Genomic DNA, 16,986 nt, shown 5'->3' with positions numbered 1-16,986 from the left:
GATATGGAAACCGTTTCTTTCTACGACGCCGACGGCCGCATCGTCGGCGTGATGAGCGGGCCACACGACTGCATCGTCGCGACGGGCCAGCACAACCAACAGCAGTGGGTCGACGGTGGCAGCGACCCCGAAACGCACTATGTGAAACAGGGCGTCTTGACGCCACGACCGCAGAACCCGGCGGTGCTCGATGGCGGGGCATTGCGCGGGCTGCCCGTGCCCAGCTCCATCACCATCGGCGACGTCGACTACCCCTGCGACGAGCCGGTCGCCGAACTGGCTTTCGACCAACCCGGCACCTATCGAATCATCGTCCGGGCCTGGCCCTATCTGAACAAGGAGTTCACCGTTGAAAATCCGGCACTATGAACCGTATGCGCCGCTGCGCGCACGCGCCTACCCCGCCATCGGCGACCAGCTGGACGCGATCATGAAGTTCGCGCAGCACCTGCAAACGTCGGGGCAGGTCTTGCCCGACGAAGTGGCCCAGTGGGTGGCGCAATGCAACCACGTCAAGCAGCGCTTTCCGAAGACTGCCGGCAGTGGCGCCGCGCCGCTGCCGCCCGCCTAGCGAGAGCAGACCATGACACAACAACTGAAGACCATCCGCCTCTACGGCAGGCTGGGCGCGGAATTCGGCCGGTTGCACCGGCTGGCCGTGTCCAGCACGTCCGAGGCGATCCGCGCGTTGTGCGTCTTGCTGCCCGGCTTTGAAAACCGACTGCTCGACAGTGAATCCAAGGGGGTGCGCTACGCCTGCTTCATCGGCCGGCGCAACCTGGGCGAAGACGAACTGGCGCGTCCGGCGGGCAACGAAGACATCCGCATCGCGCCCATGCCGACGGGCGCCAAGCGTGGCGGCCTGATGCAGGTGGTGGTGGGGGTGGCGTTGATCGTCGCGTCCTTCATTCCCGGCTTGAACGCCATCGCCTGGGGCTCGATGACGCTCTCGGGCGCCATGGCGTCGATGGGCATGGCCATGGCCCTTGGGGGCCTGGTGCAGATGCTGAGCCCCCAGCAACGGGCGTTGAGCGCCAAGGACGGGCCCAACAACGGCGCGTCGTACAACTTCAACGGCCCGGTCAACACGACGGCACAGGGTAATCCCGTGCCGCTGCTGTACGGCGAGCTGATCGTGGGCAGTTCCACCATTTCGGCCGGCATCTACTCGGAAGATCAGGCGTAACGCCAGGTGCCTTCCCGTTGTCGGACGGATTTCCCGTGCGGCGACGGACGGGTCAGCCGCGATACCCCCTAGAATCAGGAACCGGGCGGGGCGTGGCCCCGCCGGCTGTGTTCTACCGGGAGCCGCGATCTCGCATGAAGCGCAACTTCAACATCCACGACCTGCGTATCTTCTACACGGTGGTCATGACGGGGTCGACCCGGCAGGCCGCGCAGGCCATGCACCTGACGCAGCCGGCAGTCAGCCACGCCATTTCGCGGCTGGAAGCCGCCACCGGCGTGCTGCTGTTCGACCGGTCCCACAAGACGCTGCGCCCCACCGAGGCCGGCCAGTACCTGTACAGCGAGGCCAAGTTCGTGCTGGACGAGCTGGTGCGCATCGACGAAGCCCTGCACAGCATCGAGCAGTTCGGCGGCCGCAGCCTGCGCATCGCGACCTCGCCCGCGTTGGCGCTGGACTACGCGTCCGACGCCGTGCGCCGCTACGTGCAGGCCAACGGCACTCGGCCGTTCTCGATCGACCTGGAATCGTCCGTGCAGCTCATCAGTGCGGTGGAAACCATGCGCGCCGATGTCGGCCTGGGTGCCGTGTCGCAAGACAGCGCGCGCCTGAGTTTCAGGCCGTTCCTGCGCACCGAAGTCATGGCGATTGCCCATCGCGACCATCCGCTCGCAGGCGGCAGCACGGTGGCCGTGGCGGATATCGCGCCGGACACTTATGTGCAGCCCTTGTGGTCTGACTACGTCATGCCCCAGGGCGACATCGCCGATACGCTGCAGCTGCGGTCCGGCATGCAGGCGCACATGACGTTGCTGGCGGGTACGGTCAGGGCGGTGCGCGGCATCAGTCTGGTCAATGCGTTGTCGGCGTCCGACATCGTGTCGGCCTATCCGGATCTGGTCGCCTTGCCGCTGACGTCGCGCCAGTGGTTCGATTTTCTGCTGATCACCCGCAAGGAAAGCGCCAATCAAGACGTGGCCGAGCGCCTGCTGGAAGCCTTGCATGCCGGCGCCCAGGCGCGCCGGCAGGGCGTGTATGCCGATACCATCCAGCTGTTGGTTTAGGGTGCAGCTCAATCCGCAGGCGGCTGCCACGGCAGCGACTGCAAGTCGCCGTCGATGCTGATCGCCTGCCCGCTGATCATCGCGCCAAACGGGCTGGCCAGGAACAGCGCCATGTTGGCGATGTCGGCCGCCCGGACGAACTGGCCCAGGCTGACGCCGGCCAGCTCCAGGCGGGTTTCCTCTTCCACAGTCAATCCCATGTTCCCGGCGCGCGCTTCGATCACCCGATCGATGCGCGGCCCGGCCACCAGGCCGGGTAGCAGCGCATTGACGCGGATGCCGTAGCCGCCCAGCTCCACCGCCAGCGAGCGGGTCAGACCCACCACGCCCCACTTGGTGGCCGCGTACGGGGTGCGCATCGGCACGCCCATGCGGCCCGCGACCGAGCTGATGTTGATGATGCTGCCGCCGCCTGCCTGGCGCAGCGCCGGCAGCGCATGCCGCACGGTATGGAATTGCGCGGCCAGATTGATGTCCAGCGTTGCGTCCAGGGCGTCGGGTGCGATGTCGGCGATGCCAGCCGTGGGGCCGGCGATGCCGGCGTTGTTCACCAGCACATCCAGGCCGCCCAGGTGCGACAGGGCCTCTTGCATGTAGCGATCGATTTCGTCGCGGCGGCTGACATCAGCGCGCGACCACGGGTGCGGGCAGGCCGCCAGGGCCTGTTCGTCCACGTCGCAGACGTGGACCCGCGCGCCGCGGGCCGCGAATGCACCGGCGATGGCGGCGCCGATGCCGCCGGCGCCAGCCGTCACGATCACGCGCTTGCCGGCCAGGTCGACGGGCAGGGCGCCGATATCGCCGGGGACAGGATTCTTCTCAGCCATTCGAATTCCTTTTGTCGGTTCAGGGCTTCATCAGCCGGCAGGTCGATTCCGCGGGCGACGTGTAGATCTGGTCACCGGGCGCGCGTGCCACCAGCTTGTAGTAATCCCACGGCCCCTTCGATTCTGCCGGGGTCTTCACCTGCATCAGGAACATGTCGTGCTGCATCAGCCCATCGGCGCGGATCTTGCCGTCCTTGACGAAGAAGTCGTTCACCGGATTGGCCTTCAGCCACTTCATCACCGTGTCGCCGTCCGTCGTCTTGGTGGCGGCCACGGCCTTCAGGTAGGTGGTGGCGGCCGAATAATCGCCCGCTTGCAGCATCGAGGGCTTTTTCTTCATTCGTTCCTCGAAGCGCGCGGCCCACTGGCGCGAGGCGTCGTCCTGGTCCCAGTACCACGCCGTGGTCAGGTACATGCCCTGCGCGGCTTGCAGACCCAGGGCGTGGATATCGGTGATCAGCACCAGCAGGCCGGCGATCTTCATCTTGGGCGTCAGGCCGAATTCCGCGGCCGCCTTGACGGCATTGCTGGTGTCGCTGGCGGAGTTGGCCAGCCCCAGCACCGTCGCACCGGACGCCTGCGCCTGCAGGATGAACGACGAGAAATCGGCGGTGTTCAGCGGATGGCGCACGCGGCCCTTGACGGTGCCGCCGTCGGCCGTCACCACCGCCGACGCATCGCGTTCCAGCGCCTGGCCGAAGGCGTGGTCTACCGTCAGGAAAAACCAGTCCTTGTTGCCTTCCTTGAGCATGGCGCGCGCGGTGCCGCGGGCCAGCGACACGGTGTCGTACACGTAATGCACCGTGTAGGGCGTGCACTGCGAATTGGTCAGTTCCGACGCGCCCGCGCTCACCACGAAAAAGGGCGTCTTCTTTTCTTCGGCCACCTTGGCCATCGCCAGCGCCGCTGCCGAATTGGCCCCGGCAATCAGCATGTTCACGCCTTTCTGGTCCAGCCATTCCCGGGCGCGCGATGACGCGATGTCGGCGCGGTTCTGGTGGTCGGCCACCAGTACCTCGATCTTCTTGCCGGCCACCGAACCGCCGAAATCGGCAATCGCCATCTTGATGGCTTCGGCCCCGCCCGGGCCGTCCGCGTCCGCCGACAGGCCGGACATATCGGTGATGAAACCGATGCGTATCACGCCGTCGTCGGCCTGGGCGGCTGCGCCCCAGCCCAGCGCCGCGGCCAGCGCGGCCGCGCACAATGTCTTTTTCATGGTGTCTCCTTGCTCCCTTGGATGTTGTTGTCGCGCACGCCTGGCCGGCGCCCGCGCAGGCTTGCCCGCCGCGCTCAGAACGCGACGTTGCTGCCGCCCTTCAGTTGCAAGGCCTGGCGCGCGTCGTCTGGTGTCGCCACCGGCAACGACAGCCCTTCCAGGATCTTGCGGATGCGCCGCACCTGGTCGGCGTTGGATTTCGCCAGTTCGCCCGGTCCGTCCCACAGCGAGTCTTCCAGCCCCACCCGCACATTGCCGCCCATCGTCGCGGCCTGGGTCGCCAGCGGAATCTGCTTGCGGCCTGCTGCCAGCACCGACCAGGTGTAGTCATCGCCAAACAGCCGGTCGGCCGTGCGTTTCATCATCATCACGTCTTCGGGGTGCGTGCCGATGCCGCCGCGTATCCCGAAGACCGACTGGATCAGGAAGGGCGGCTTGAGCAGCTTGCGGTCCACGAAATGCGCCGCCGTGTACAGGTGGCCGATGTCATAGCACTCGATCTCGAAGCGCGTGCCGTTGTCGTTGCACGACCTGAGGATGTGCTCGATGTCCTTGAACGTATTCTTGAAGATCAGGTCGTGGCTGCCTTCCAGGTAGGGGCGTTCCCAGGCGTGCTGGAATTCCTTGAAACGCTCCAGCAACTCGTACATGCCGAAGTTCATCGACCCCATGTTCAGCGAGGCCACTTCCGGCTTGAACTGCAGTGCGGGCGCCATGCGGTCGGCCAGCGGCAGTACGGGCGACCCGCCGGTCGTGATGTTGATCACCACATCGCTCGCCGCCTTGATGCGGGGCAGGAATTGCGCGTACAGCGCCGGGTCTTGCGTGGGCTGGCCGGTATCAGGCTGGCGGGCGTGCAAGTGCACGATGGCCGCGCCCGCCTCGGCCGCCTCGATCGCCGATTGCGCGATCTGGTCGGGCGTGACGGGCAGGTGGGGCGACATCGACGGCGTATGGACCGAGCCGGTGATGGCGCAGGTGATGATGACCTTGTTCCTGGAATGCTTCATGGCCTGGCACCTTCTGGTTTTTTGCAGGGGCCCGGTTGTCTCCTCCGGGTGCAGGCCATTCTGTCGCAGGGTATCGGGGCTGTCACCTGAACAGAAATTATCAATTGATAGGGAATCCGGTGCTGCGATGCAGCGCACCCCTGAAATACAATCGTTGCACGCTTAGCCTGCCGGCGCCGGCAGGGCGATTGGATACGCGACCGTGCCTCTGAAGTCCGATTTATTCTCGCTCCCTGATGTCATGGCCCCGTGGGGCATCGTCCGTCTGGCCGAGGCTCTGCCATGAGCTACGTGCTGGCGGTGGACCTGGGCGGCACGCGCTTTCGCGCGGCGCTGGTGGACGAATCGGGCGCCACCGCCCATGCCTGCGCCATCGACAGCCCGCCCGGCGCCGGCCCGCATCCAGGGTGGGACGAGATCGACGCCGACGCCTGGTGGCGCGGCCTGCAGGTGCTGTGCGACACCTTGGCGGTGCAGGCCGGTCCGGCCTTCGATGCCGTGCAGGCCCTGGCCCTGTGCGGCGTCACGCGCACGCAGGTGTTCGTGGATGCACAGGGGGCCGCCATCCGGCCCGCAATCACCTGGCGCGATACGCGTACCGCGGCGGACGCAAGCCAATGGCTGAAGGCCTTGCCGTCGGATCATCCCGAAGTCCGCCAGATCAACGCCTTTCATCCCTGGGCCCGCATCGCGTGGCTGCTGCGCGCGGAGCCCGACCATGCCGCCCGCGTGCGGACCGTGCTGGACCCCAAGGACTACCTGAACCTGTGCCTGACGGGCCGGGCGGCCAGCGACACCGTGTCGATGGCCCGTCTGGCGGCATCGGCGCGGCCGGGTCCGACGCCCGTGGCGGCGACTGCATCCGCCGCGCAACCGGCCCCGTCCGCCACCGACCTGCTGACCGCCATTGGCGCCGATCCTGCCTGGGTGCCGGCCTTGCTCGACCCCCTGGATACCGTCGGTCCGGTGCAAGCCGGCCTGCCCGGTGCACTGGCCCGTCTGGCGGGCCGCCCCGTGATCGCCTGCGCCAACGACACCTGGGCCGCCGTCGCGGGCCTGGGCGCGTTGCGGCCGGGCTATGCCTACAACATCTCGGGCACCACTGAAGTGTTCGGCGCCATCGGCGCCGAACCCGTGCAGGCCCAGGGCCTGATGACCGTGGATTGGGGCGGCGGCAATCACCAGATTGGCGGGCCTGGCCAGAACGGCGCCGATACGCTTGCCTGGCTGCTGCCCCTGCTGGGCCGCCTGGGCGACGAAGGCATGGCCGGCGTGGGCGACGCCCTGAGCACGCTGCTGGCCGCCCCGCGCGACCGGCAGCCCGCGTTGTTCCTGCCTTACCTGCAAGGCGAGCGCGTGCCGTACTGGGACCCGGACCTGCGCGGCGCCTTCCTGGGCCTGAACCGCCGCCATGGCCCGGGCGACCTCGCCTGGGCCGTGCTGGAAGGCGTGGCCTTCCTGAACCGCATCGTGCTCGAGCGCGCCGAGGCCGCCTTGGGGCACCCCGTGGCGCAGATTCGCTTTGGCGGCGGCGCGGCATCCAGCCCCGAATGGTGCCAGCTCAAGGCCGACATCTGCGAACGCCCCGTCGTCGTCGGGCAGGCCGACCAGCCGGGCATCCTGGGCGCCGCGATCACGGCATGGACGGGCCTAGGGCGCTTTTCCGGCTTTGCCGCGGCGCAGGACGCCCTGGTGCAGGGGGCGCGACGCTACGAGCCCCAGGCCGCGCGCGTCGACATTTATCGCGGCCTGTACACCCAGTTCCGCGCTGCCGAGGCCGCGCTGGCGCCTGTCTCGCACGCGCTGGCGGCTGCCCGGCTGGGGTAAAACCCTAGGCGTGCGGCCGCGCCAAGTCGCGCCGGCGCCCCATCGCCGGGTATAAACTACGACGCCACAGGCCAGGGCATAGACCCGGTCGGCAGGGCGCAGCCGCCCCGCCATCATCAAACGCAGCAAGGGTCGAGTCGATGCGCGGCATCCTGGAAAAGTACGGTACGGCCATCGCAGGGGTGGCCCTGGTGGTTTTTTTCGCCATCGCCGCCCCGAACTTCGCTGCCCCCAACAACCTGTTGAACATCGCCAAGGAAACCAGTTTCCTGGCCATCATCGCCATCGGCTTCACGTTGGCGTTGGTCACGGCCGAGCTGGATCTTTCAGTGGCCGACGTCGCCAGCCTGGCCGCCGTGGTCACCGGCGCCCTGGTGCACACCGGCCAGCCTGTCGTGCTGGCCATCGCGGCGGGGCTGGGCGTGGGCCTGCTGTGCGGCCTGGTCAACGGCATGGCCGTCACGCGGCTGCGGGTGCCATCGCTGATCGCCACGCTGGGCATGGCCGCCATGGCGCGCGGCTTCGCGTTCATGCTGACCGACGGCGTGTCCTACGTGGGCCGCTGGCCCACCGCCTTTACCGATCTGGCCCGCGCCAAGCCCTTTGGCATTCCGGCATTGGTGCTGTGGATGCTGGGCGCCGTGCTGTTCGCCTTCTTTCTGGTCAAGTGGACCCGCACCGGCGCCCGCATGACCGCCACCGGCGAGGCCGGCGAGTCCGCCCGCCTGGCCGGCATCAACATCCATGCCATGAAGGGCATCGGCCTGGCGCTGTCCGGCCTGTGCGCCGGCCTGGCCGCCGTGCTGCTTACGTCCAGCCTGTCGTCGGCCGCGCCCAACATGGCCGGCGACTACTTCCTGTACGCCATCGCCGCCGTGCTGCTGGGCATGACCATGTTCAACCCCGGCCACGCCAACATACCCGGCACCCTGGTCGCCGCGCTGATCCTGAAAGTGCTGGGCAACGGCCTGGTGCTGATGGGCGCCGCCTATTACGTGCAGGACATCGTCCTGGGGTTCATCATCATCGCGTCCGTCGCGGTGTCATCGGCCGTGCTCAAGAAAGCGGCCTTCAAATTCGGATAAGCAAGGGGCAACGCCATGAACCGACTCATCACGCGCACACTGCTGCTGGGCGCTTTTGCCGTGCAGGCGCTGGCCGCGGCCGGCGCCGCCCACGCCTTCGAGGTCGGCGTCATCGCCTTCCAGATGTCTTCGGAAACCCATGCCCGCGCGGCCAACGCTGCCTCGGAAGCGGCCCGCGCCAAGGGCTGGACGGTGACCCAGCTGAACGCCGAAGGCTCGCTGCCCAAGCTGGCTGAACAGCTGGATACCCTGGTCAACAAGAAGGTCGATGCGATTGTCGTCGCCATGGGCAAGCCGGTGGAAACCGACGCCCAATTGCAGGCCGCCAAGGAAAAGGGCATTCCCGTCGTGGGCGTGATGTCGGGCGCCAGCCCGCACATGCTGTTCGACGTCGAGGTCAACGAATACGCCACCGGTGCGCAGTCGGTGCTGTACCTGCTGGGCAAGATGGGCTACCAGGGCAACATCCTGTCCGCCCGCTTCGACGGCAATTCCGGCACCCGCATCCGCGGCAAGATGCTCGACGCCGTGCTGTCGGAAAACACCGCCGTCAAGGACCTGGCCAAGTTCAGCATGGCCCGCACCCAAAGCTGGCGCGACGACGTGCGCAACGGCATGCAGGCGCTGTTCCTGCGCCACCAGGGCCAGTTCAAGGGCGTGTGGGCCTCGTTCGACGGCCAGGCCTACGTCATCGACGACCTGCTGCAGGCCCAGGGCCTGAAGAAGGGCGACATCACCCTGGTGTCAGTGGACGGCGGCCCCGAGACGTACCGCCGCATCGCCGACCCCAACAGCCTCATCACCGCCACGATGATGATCCCGTTCGAGCAGCTGGGCGTGACCGCCATCGACGCCATCGATCGCATCGTCGTCAAGAAGGAACCCAAGGACAAGATCGCGTCCGGGCCGTACCTGTTCATGGATTCGGTGCTGGTCGATGCCGGCAATGTGCAGAAGTTCCTCGCGCCCGCCAAGTGACGCGCTGATTTCGTTGATTGATGGTTTTGCCATGACCGCTGCCCCGTCCATCGCCTTGTCGCTACGCCAAGTCCGTAAATCCTACGGCGCCGTCGAGGCCCTGAAGGGCCTCGACCTGGACGTGCCGGAAGGCCGCGTCATGGCCATCTGCGGCGACAACGGCGCCGGCAAGTCCACGCTGATCCGCATCATCTCCGGCGCCCAGGAACCCAGCGGCGGAGCGCTCAGCCTGCGCGGCAAGCCCGCGGTGTTTCGCTCGCCCCACGATGCCCTGGTGCAAGGCATTGCCACCATCTACCAGGACCTGGCGCTGGCCCCGCGCCTGTCCATCTGGGAAAACGTCTTCATGGGCGCCGAACTGGTGCGCCGCATCGGGCCGCTGCGCTTGCTGGACAAGCGCCGCATGGCCCAGCAAGCGCGCGGCTACCTGCAACGTCTGTCGGTGCCCATCGACGACATGGATCGGCCCGTCGAGCGCATGTCCGGCGGCCAACGTCAGGCGGTGGCCATCGCCCGCGCGCTGCGCTGGGACGCCCGCGTCGTCATCATGGATGAGCCCACCGCCGCCCTGGGCGTCAAGGAAACCGCCCTGGTGCTGAACCTGGTGCGCAAGCTGCGCGAAGAAGGGCGCACCGTCATTCTCATCAGCCACAACATGGCCGACGTGGTGGCGCTGGCCGATCGCGTCGCCATCCTGAAAAGTGGCGTCAAGGTCATTGAGCGGGACGTGGCGGGGCTGGATGCCGATGCCCTGGCCCATATGGTGATGACGGGCAAGGCCTAGGGCCGGGGACAGGCGGCTGGCGGCGTTCACGGGCGCTTGTCCATCAACAAAGTCAGGCGCAAACTTCACAGACCTTCACACGGTTCGTGCGTAGCATGGGCGGGTCTGGTTTTCGAGAGCCGTCTCACTCATGACCCCCACCGCCGCCTGCCGCTTCGGGCTGCTTTCCCAACGCCTTTCCTGCCGCGTCCTGGTCTGCGCGTTGTTGGCCGGCGCCTTGCCCGGCATTGCCACCGCCGCGGTCGAGATCACGACGGCCGCTGGCACGGTCGCCCCGACCGCGCCCGAGCGTTGTATGCGCATCGGCGTGCATCAGCAAGATGACCGTCTGACCCTGCAAGCCGAATTCGACGCCGTTACGCAAACCGTCAACCCCGAGCGTTCGGCCGGCATCCTGTCACGCGAGTTTCGCCGCATCTACGACATGCTCGAAGAAAACCGGCGGCTGGATGCGCGGTTCGACGCCCGCATGGCGGTGCTGTCTCATGAATTCTTCGGCCCGCTGCTGCCCGGCCTGCGCAAGGCGCCCTGTGTGATCTTCCAGATCGAACCCACGTCCATGCATTTCGCGTTGGATTTGCTGCCCGTCGACGGGGTGCCGTTGTTCGTGTTGAAGCCGGTCGCGTTCAGCTTCGACAAGCTGGGCGGCGGCTCTGGGAATCAGGCGTCGGCTGCCGATGGGCGCACGCCTTCCGCCAAGGGACTCGATCCGCAGTCCAAGGGATTCATCCTGCGCGATGTGGAGACGGATCCCGACGACGCCACGGGTGAAGTGCAGAAGCTCTATCCCGGCTCGACCTTCCAGCTGATTCGCACGGCCACGCCCGACATGTTCGCCCGCAGCCGTTACGACTTCCTGCTGATCAGCGGCGAAGGCGTCGTCAGCCCTACCTGGGGCAAGCCCGAAAAAGACGAAAACGACGCCATCGGCCTGGGCGAAGACGACATGTATCCCAAAGACCTGCAAGGCGCCGCCTTCAAGCTGGTCTACCTGGACGCCAGCCAGCTGGCCATGAGCAAGGCCTTCATCGACGCCGCCCGCCGCAGCGGCGCGCGTCATTACGTGGCACCCCTCATCAGCCATGAAGCCGGGCATTCTTCGACGCTCACGCTGCGCTACTTCTTTGGCGACTTGAACAAGGGGGTGACGCCGATGGACGCCCTGTTCCAGACCCGCAGGCAGCTCTACAAAGCGTTCGAAGGCCGGGTGAACCGGACCGAGCAGATCTACTACGCGTATCCGTTCAGGTTGTATCTGCTGTAGGGGGGGCGTTGCCACTGTGTGGCAGGCCAGCCGCTTGCAGCATCGCAAGCGTTCCACCCATGAAAAAGGCCGCCGCCAGGAAACCCTGGCGGCGGCCTTTTTTGCGTGCGGCAGCGGGGACTTAGTCCTTGCGGCTGGTCACTTCAACCAGGTGATAGCCGAACTGCGTCTTGACCGGGCCTTGGACTTCGCCGACCGGGGCGCTGAACACTACGGTGTCGAATTCCTTGACCATCTGGCCCGGGCCGAACGTGCCCAGGTTGCCGCCGTCGCGGCTGGACGGGCAGCTGGAGTTTTCCTTGGCCACTTGAGCGAAGTCGGCGCCGTTGGCGATGGCGGTCTTCAGTTCGTTCGCTTTGGCTTCGGTCGAAACGAGGATGTGACGGGCGGAGGCTTGTGCCATGTTGGGCTCCTTGCGGGGGAATGATTGGGGAGGGGAGAGTACCGCATTTGCGTGGACTCGCTACCCCGACATCATAAACGGGCCAACGGAAAAGCTTTGGCGGGGACGGATCACGGCTCGGCCAGCCAATTCCTGAACGGCTCCAGGTCCAGGTGGTCGGGGACATACCAGACCTTCCGAGTGCGGTCCCATTGGGCGCCCAATGACTTCACCGCATCCTTGTTGGCATACGCCACCTTCAGGTCGCGGCGGCCGGCGGTGGCCGTGGGTACGGCCAGGTTGCGTCGCACGGCGTTGTTGGCGCGGTTGAGCGTGCCGGCCAGCTGCATGCGGGCGATGAACGGGCTGCGGCGCGCGGGATCTTGCGCCGGGATGAGGGTCAGGCGGGACTTGGCCCGGGTGGCCGCCACATAGAAAAGGTTTTCCTCTTCAGACAGCGTGCGCAGCGGATTCGGGAACTCCCCCTGGTCCAGGAAGGGCAGGATCACGTGGTCGAATTCCTTGCCCTTGACGTTGGCCACGCAATCCAGCAATACCGTGGCCTTGCCGGGCCGTGCCCCGGCGACTTTCTCCGCGGTCCCGATCCATGCGGAAAAGTCGGTCAGGTTCTGGTTCAAGTTGCGCGCCGTGCCGATGAAGCCGTTCACGCATTTGGTCACGACAGAGGCTTCGTACGGGTGGACATACAGGCGCTGCGCCAGTTTTTCCATTTCCACGAATTCGCAGACCGCTGCCAGCGCGGCGTGGGCGGGGGCGGCCGGTTCCAGGCCGCGTAGATATTCCACGGCCTTTTCAATACGTGCCCGGGCGGCAGGGTTGCCGACGCGCTTGATCTGGCCTTCGAAGAAATACTCCAGCGTGGCGGGGTCCCGGGCGATCGTCGCCTTGGCTTCGCTGAGTTCTTGCGGGGTCAGCGGCACCTCGGCGAAAGTCGCCAGCGCTTCCACGATGGCGGCCCGGGTTTCAGGTGAGGCCACATGATGAAAATCCCCCAGCGCAATCGCCAGCATCCCACGCAGAAACAGTATTTCGTCGCGTTGCAGATAGCTGTGCATCGTCAGCGTGCGATATTGCATCTGCGCCTGCATCAGCGCGTTTTCGATGTCGATGGATTGATGCTGATCGCGAAACAGAATGCAGCACGCATCCAGCGGCTTGCCGTCTTGCTGCCACTGCAGAACGGCCTCCACAACCTGTTGCCCGCACGCGCCGGGCTGGTCGGCATAGGGAGCCTCATGAATTTCCGTGCGCAGCGGCAGATTCGATTCCACGGCCTTGTTCTTGAACGCTTCCATGGCATAGGCCAGATGCGGGCCATGGCGGTAAGTCATCGACAGCGGAAATGTCGCGCAGTCCGGAAAACTGGCCGCGATTCGATATTGCAGAAAAGCGTCGTCGGCGCCCAGGTGCGAATAAATCACCTGGTCTTTATCCCCCACGCCCACAAAGTAGGGCTGGTGAACATTCAACAACGTTTCGATGATGCAGAAAGACGCTTCGTTGATGTCGTGCAGCTCGTCGCATACGACCAGTTTGCAGGCGGGCAGGGCCTGGTGCAGTTCAGGCGTCGTGCGCAGCGCGCAGGCCAGGTCATACGTGGCATCGAAAAACCCGCGCGCCTCGACATACCCGAACAGGTCGATGCGCTGCTTTTCATACTCGATGGCCCACAGATAATCGGTCAGCGGCACGGCAAGGCCTTCCGCCGCGAATTCCGGGTCCACGCCGTCGCCGCCACGCATGAGCGTCAGGGTGGCCTTCAGCTTGAGCAGGTTGTCCAGAAACTGGCTGACCGCCGTGTTGTGCGTGCGGATATCCAGCACATCGCCCCGGTCGGGATTATTGGGGCCGACGTTTTCCAGGGCGTCCAGCGCGAAGGCCTTCTGCTCGCGAACCGAGGCCAGCGCGCTCGGCACGGCATCTTCCATCCCGGCCAGCACCTGCCGCGAAAATTCCTCCACCGTCTGCACGCGAACCCGCCGGGCCGTGTTGTAGGCGATGCCCACGGCCGTCAGGCGCGCCTGCAGGACCTGCCTGGCCTCGTCGGTGAACGTCAGCGCCAGGATCTCTTCCGGTGCGGTTCCCTTGCTGATGGCTTCGCCGATGCGCAGCGCCAACGTCGTGGTCTTGGCCGCGCCCGCATTGGCCAGGACCAGATTGATGCGATGGCGGGACGCCTGGATCTTTCTCTGTTCGTCGGTCGGAACAAAACCTGTGGGAATGAATTGAACGGAGATCGATGAAGGGGTCATGTACCTGAGGGAAGGGGAAAGGCCGGGGTCGTCAACGATACTACGTAAGTGAATTCCGGGCGCGGCGCCCCGCAGCGCCATGCGTCACCGAGGCGGCAGGCAAAAAAAACGAGCGCACAGGGCGCTCGCTTTTTTGGGGAGGAAACGTCCTTAACGTACTGGCCACCCGTACATCAACCCGCCATTGCGGTAAGACGCATTCAGGCCGCGCGGCAGCTTCAGCGGGCTGGTCTCGCCCAGGTTCTTCTCGAAGCTTTCGCCGTAATTGCCAATCGTCTTGATGACGTTGTAGGCCCACTTGTCATCCACCCCCAGGTTCTTGCCCATGCCCGGCGTCACGCCCAGAAGGCGCTGCACGTTCGGGTTGGTGCTTTTGAGCATCTCGTCGACGTTCTTTGACGTCACGCCATACTCTTCCGCCTCCAGCATCGCGAACATCGTCCAGCGCACCACGTTGAACCATTGCTCGTCGCCCTGGCGCACCATCGGGCCCAGCGGTTCCTTCGAGAAGTTCTCGGGCAGGATGTCGTACTGCTCAGGGTTGGCCAGATTGGTGCGGGCGGCCGCCAGTTGCGACTTGTCGCCCGTAAAGGCGTCGCAGCGGCCCACCGCGAAGGCGCGGATGATCTCGTCCAGGCGCTCCACCACCACGGGCTTGAACACGATGTTCTTCGAACGGAACCAGTCGGACAGGTTCAGTTCGGTGGTGGTGCCAGGCTGCACGCAGACGGTGGCGCCATCAAGTTCCTTGGCGCTTTTCACGTTCAGCGACTTGTTCACCATGATGCCTTGGCTGTCGTAGTAGTTCACGCCCACGCCGATCAGGCCCAGCGTGGTGTCGCGCGTCAGGGACAAGGTGGTGTTGCGCGGCAGGACGTCCACTTCGCCCGACTGCAAGGCGGTAAAGCGCTGCACGGCGCTGACGGCCATGATCTTGGCCTTGGACGCGTCGCCGAACATGGTCACGGCCAGCGCACGGCACAGGTCCACGTCCAGGCCCATCCAGCCGCCCTTGCTGTCATTGACCGAAAACCCCGCCACGCCGGTGGACACGCCGCATTGGACGAAGCCCTTGTTCTTGACGCTTTCGAACGTCACGCCCGCGCTGGCGCCCCACGACGAAAGAAGCAACGCGGCGCCTGCCGCGACAGTGGTCAAAGTTTTCATGGTGTCTCCGCGCGAGGGGCGCAACGTATGGATGTCATCCCGCCAGCCGGCGGAAGTGCGGCGAATGGTATCGGCCGGTGTGGGGGCGGAGAATCGGGGAATTCCCGTTAAATCCATTGGGCGGAATTTATGGGGACGGGCGGCAGAACCGCACCGGGCCAGGCCCGCCACCGAAACCGCCTGAAACCACCAGCCCCCGCCGCGTAACCGTTTCGATAATTCCCGCCGCGCACACTAGCCTCACCGCGCCCGCCTCGTCCGGCGCGGCGATTGCAAGGGAGAAACCGTTATGAAAAGCTTCATCAAAGCCGCGATGACCGCGGGCGCCGCGGTGGTGTTGTCCTTGGGGGCGCTGAGCGTGCCGGGCGTCGCGCAGGCCAGCGTGGCCATCAGTATCGACGTGGCGCCGCCGCCACCCCGGGTCGAGGTCGTGCCGCCGCCCCGCGTGGGCTACGTCTGGGCGCCCGGCCATTGGGAATGGGTCGGCGGACGCCATGCCTGGGTCGGCGGCGTGTGGCTACCGGCGCGGCGCGGGTACGTGTACCACGGCCCGGAATGGCGCCAGCGGCATGGGCACTGGGTGTATTACGAGGGTAGGTGGGGGCGGCATTGAGAGGGGGAAAAGGTCCTGCCCGTCGCTGTGGGGCGGGACCGCTCCCTCAATGCGCATCCGCGCGCTCTATGAAGGCATCCGCCCGAACGTGAAAGCGCTCGACCAATGCGGCAATCTGGCGGGTGTTGAGCATCCGGCGGCCCGCCAGAATCTCGGACATGACGCTCTGGCTGCCCACCTCAGGCAAGTCGGATTGGTTCAGCCCGTGCTGATCCATCAGGAAGCGCAGCACCTCGCGGGGCGATGACGCCGGGATGGCGTGGTGATCGGCCTCGTACTCATGCACTGCCGCCGTCAGCAGATCCAGCAGATCCGCCAGCGGGTGCGAGGGGTCTTCTCGCGCTGGGGTGCCACGTGTCTTGTCCAGGATCGCTTCGATCAGCGCAAGCGCTCGGCCGTAGTCCGCTTCATTGCGGATCGCACCCACGCCCGCGATCGCGCGGAATTCGGCATAGCTGCGAGCCACTTCGGTCAGGTCGGGGATTACGGCTTCCATGAGTCGTACTCCTTATGCGTGAAAACGTACTTGATGAAGACGGTCTGCGATCGGAACACCACATCGGCAACGATGCGGTACTTGTTGCCGCCTATGTCGAAAACCACATAGCCGCCGACCCAGTCCACCGTGTTGAACACCGCCTTCAGCGCCGAGAAATCAGCGGCTTCTGCGTGTTCCAGCGTCGTGTGCCAATGAAGCAGGGAGTTGGTGGACCCGGGATGGATCAGCCAGAACTCACGCAACGATCGCTTGGAGATGATGTGCATGGAGAATTATCGCAAAAGCAGATAAAAATAGCAAAAACCGATATGGCACGACGCGACAAAGACGCCCGGGCAGTCGGCAGGAGCGAGTTGATGGGGAGCGACGTGCAGGAAGGCAAAGTCCACCCGTGAGGCGCCAAGTTTGCCGAATTTCCGGCCGCCTGAATCGGGCCGAGTGACAAATAGCGCGCGCTTTTTACAGCGTGCGTTCACACGCACACACTGGAGCTTCAATGGGTCAGAGCGATGGATCGAATCAGGTGAACCGACCGAATTGTCTCGATGAGTTCGTGACGCGAGTGTGCGCGCAACGAGATCGCCGTATCCAGCTGTCGGGATACAGGGCGTGGCAATCACGGGGAATATTCTTGATGGTGCCCGGGGCCGGAATCGAACCGGCACGCCTTGCGGCGGGGGATTTTGAGTCCCCTGCGTCTACCAATTTCACCACCCGGGCAAGGGGGTCGCGAACGCGTCCGGTGCTACTTGAGGACGGCTGCGGGAGAAGCGAAGACCGCGATTATATGCGGTCTGGAAAAAATTGT

Annotated in this window: 18 protein-coding genes and 1 tRNA gene; 10 read left to right on the top strand and 9 right to left on the bottom strand. The window is 65.5% G+C overall.

Annotated elements, in window-relative coordinates; translation table 11 throughout:
• Positions 1-3 precede the first annotated feature (3 nt).
• From AC3WMR_RS23385 to AC3WMR_RS23370, 4 genes are all read left to right on the top strand, one after another.
• Entirely contained in the window at positions 4-369 is a 366-nt protein-coding gene (locus AC3WMR_RS23385) for a hypothetical protein (RefSeq protein ID WP_492265022.1), read from the top strand.
• On the top strand, positions 350-571 hold the full coding sequence (locus tag AC3WMR_RS23380) for a hypothetical protein (RefSeq protein ID WP_492265023.1): 222 nt from the start codon (positions 350-352) through the stop codon (positions 569-571). The genes AC3WMR_RS23385 and AC3WMR_RS23380 overlap by 20 nt, the downstream gene beginning before the upstream one ends.
• 12 nt (positions 572-583) lie before the next feature.
• Positions 584-1,186, top strand: a complete 603-nt coding sequence (locus AC3WMR_RS23375) for a tail assembly protein (protein WP_492265024.1) — start codon at positions 584-586, stop codon at positions 1,184-1,186.
• Between the two features lie 134 nt (positions 1,187-1,320).
• A complete protein-coding gene (locus AC3WMR_RS23370; RefSeq protein ID WP_492265025.1) occupies positions 1,321-2,250 on the top strand; it encodes a LysR family transcriptional regulator in 930 nt (309 codons plus the stop codon).
• A gap of 8 nt (positions 2,251-2,258) precedes the next feature.
• Here AC3WMR_RS23370 and AC3WMR_RS23365 read toward each other — a convergent pair whose 3' ends face one another.
• The 3 genes from AC3WMR_RS23365 to kce form a co-directional block, all read right to left on the bottom strand.
• The gene (locus tag AC3WMR_RS23365) at positions 2,259-3,077 is read right to left on the bottom strand and encodes an SDR family oxidoreductase (protein WP_492265026.1); all 819 of its coding nucleotides are present in this window, start codon (positions 3,075-3,077) and stop codon (positions 2,259-2,261) included.
• Positions 3,078-3,096: 19 nt separating this feature from the next.
• Positions 3,097-4,296, bottom strand: coding sequence for an ABC transporter substrate-binding protein (locus tag AC3WMR_RS23360; protein ID WP_025138206.1), 1,200 nt, complete (start codon positions 4,294-4,296; stop codon positions 3,097-3,099).
• 74 nt (positions 4,297-4,370) lie between these two features.
• A complete protein-coding gene (gene kce, locus AC3WMR_RS23355) occupies positions 4,371-5,306 on the bottom strand; it encodes a 3,5-dioxohexanoate:acetyl-CoA acetone transferase (RefSeq protein WP_492265027.1) in 936 nt (311 codons plus the stop codon).
• 282 nt (positions 5,307-5,588) lie between these two features.
• Here kce and AC3WMR_RS23350 point away from each other — a divergent pair, with 282 nt between their 5' ends.
• The 5 genes from AC3WMR_RS23350 to AC3WMR_RS23330 all read left to right on the top strand — a co-directional run bounded on the left by AC3WMR_RS23350 (position 5,589) and on the right by AC3WMR_RS23330 (position 11,244).
• Positions 5,589-7,133 carry a xylulokinase gene (locus AC3WMR_RS23350; protein WP_492265028.1) on the top strand — a complete coding sequence of 515 codons (1,545 nt, stop codon included), beginning with the start codon at positions 5,589-5,591 and terminating at the stop codon, positions 7,131-7,133.
• 140 nt (positions 7,134-7,273) lie between these two features.
• Positions 7,274-8,218, top strand: a complete 945-nt coding sequence (locus tag AC3WMR_RS23345; RefSeq protein WP_025138203.1) for an ABC transporter permease — start codon at positions 7,274-7,276, stop codon at positions 8,216-8,218.
• 15 nt (positions 8,219-8,233) lie between these two features.
• Positions 8,234-9,196: a sugar ABC transporter substrate-binding protein gene (locus tag AC3WMR_RS23340; protein WP_175191744.1), complete on the top strand. Its 963-nt coding sequence runs from the start codon at positions 8,234-8,236 to the stop codon at positions 9,194-9,196.
• A gap of 31 nt (positions 9,197-9,227) precedes the next feature.
• Positions 9,228-9,980: an ATP-binding cassette domain-containing protein gene (locus tag AC3WMR_RS23335; protein ID WP_492265029.1), complete on the top strand. Its 753-nt coding sequence runs from the start codon at positions 9,228-9,230 to the stop codon at positions 9,978-9,980.
• Between the two features lie 130 nt (positions 9,981-10,110).
• Positions 10,111-11,244, top strand: a complete 1,134-nt coding sequence (locus AC3WMR_RS23330) for a hypothetical protein (protein WP_492265030.1) — start codon at positions 10,111-10,113, stop codon at positions 11,242-11,244.
• A gap of 121 nt (positions 11,245-11,365) precedes the next feature.
• Here the strand turns inward: AC3WMR_RS23330 and AC3WMR_RS23325 are convergent, their stop codons facing one another.
• From AC3WMR_RS23325 to AC3WMR_RS23315, 3 genes are all read right to left on the bottom strand, one after another.
• On the bottom strand, positions 11,366-11,647 hold the full coding sequence (locus AC3WMR_RS23325) for a peptidylprolyl isomerase (protein WP_175174789.1): 282 nt from the start codon (positions 11,645-11,647) through the stop codon (positions 11,366-11,368).
• Between the two features lie 110 nt (positions 11,648-11,757).
• Entirely contained in the window at positions 11,758-13,899 is a 2,142-nt protein-coding gene (locus AC3WMR_RS23320; RefSeq protein ID WP_492265031.1) for an ATP-dependent helicase, read from the bottom strand.
• 150 nt (positions 13,900-14,049) lie between these two features.
• Positions 14,050-15,066 (bottom strand): amino acid ABC transporter substrate-binding protein, encoded by a 1,017-nt coding sequence (locus AC3WMR_RS23315; protein WP_492265032.1) that lies wholly within the window; start codon positions 15,064-15,066, stop codon positions 14,050-14,052.
• A gap of 289 nt (positions 15,067-15,355) precedes the next feature.
• On the opposite strand from AC3WMR_RS23315, the gene AC3WMR_RS23310 reads away from it, so the two are divergent.
• Complete coding sequence (locus AC3WMR_RS23310; protein WP_492265033.1) at positions 15,356-15,679, top strand: YXWGXW repeat-containing protein; 324 nt, start codon at positions 15,356-15,358, stop codon at positions 15,677-15,679.
• 46 nt (positions 15,680-15,725) lie between these two features.
• Here AC3WMR_RS23310 and AC3WMR_RS23305 read toward each other — a convergent pair whose 3' ends face one another.
• From AC3WMR_RS23305 to AC3WMR_RS23295, 3 genes are all read right to left on the bottom strand, one after another.
• Positions 15,726-16,175 (bottom strand): helix-turn-helix domain-containing protein, encoded by a 450-nt coding sequence (locus AC3WMR_RS23305; protein WP_492265034.1) that lies wholly within the window; start codon positions 16,173-16,175, stop codon positions 15,726-15,728.
• A complete protein-coding gene (locus AC3WMR_RS23300) occupies positions 16,163-16,444 on the bottom strand; it encodes a type II toxin-antitoxin system HigB family toxin (protein ID WP_492265035.1) in 282 nt (93 codons plus the stop codon). Before AC3WMR_RS23300 ends, AC3WMR_RS23305 begins: the two co-directional genes overlap by 13 nt.
• A 369-nt stretch (positions 16,445-16,813) precedes the next feature.
• A tRNA-Leu gene (locus AC3WMR_RS23295) sits at positions 16,814-16,898 on the bottom strand.
• Positions 16,899-16,986 lie beyond the last annotated feature (88 nt).

It is taken from the genome of Achromobacter sp. FW305-C-28 (assembly GCF_058783235.1).
The sequence above is the reverse complement of the archived record's forward strand: the minus strand, read 5'-3'. Positions and strand labels throughout refer to the sequence as shown.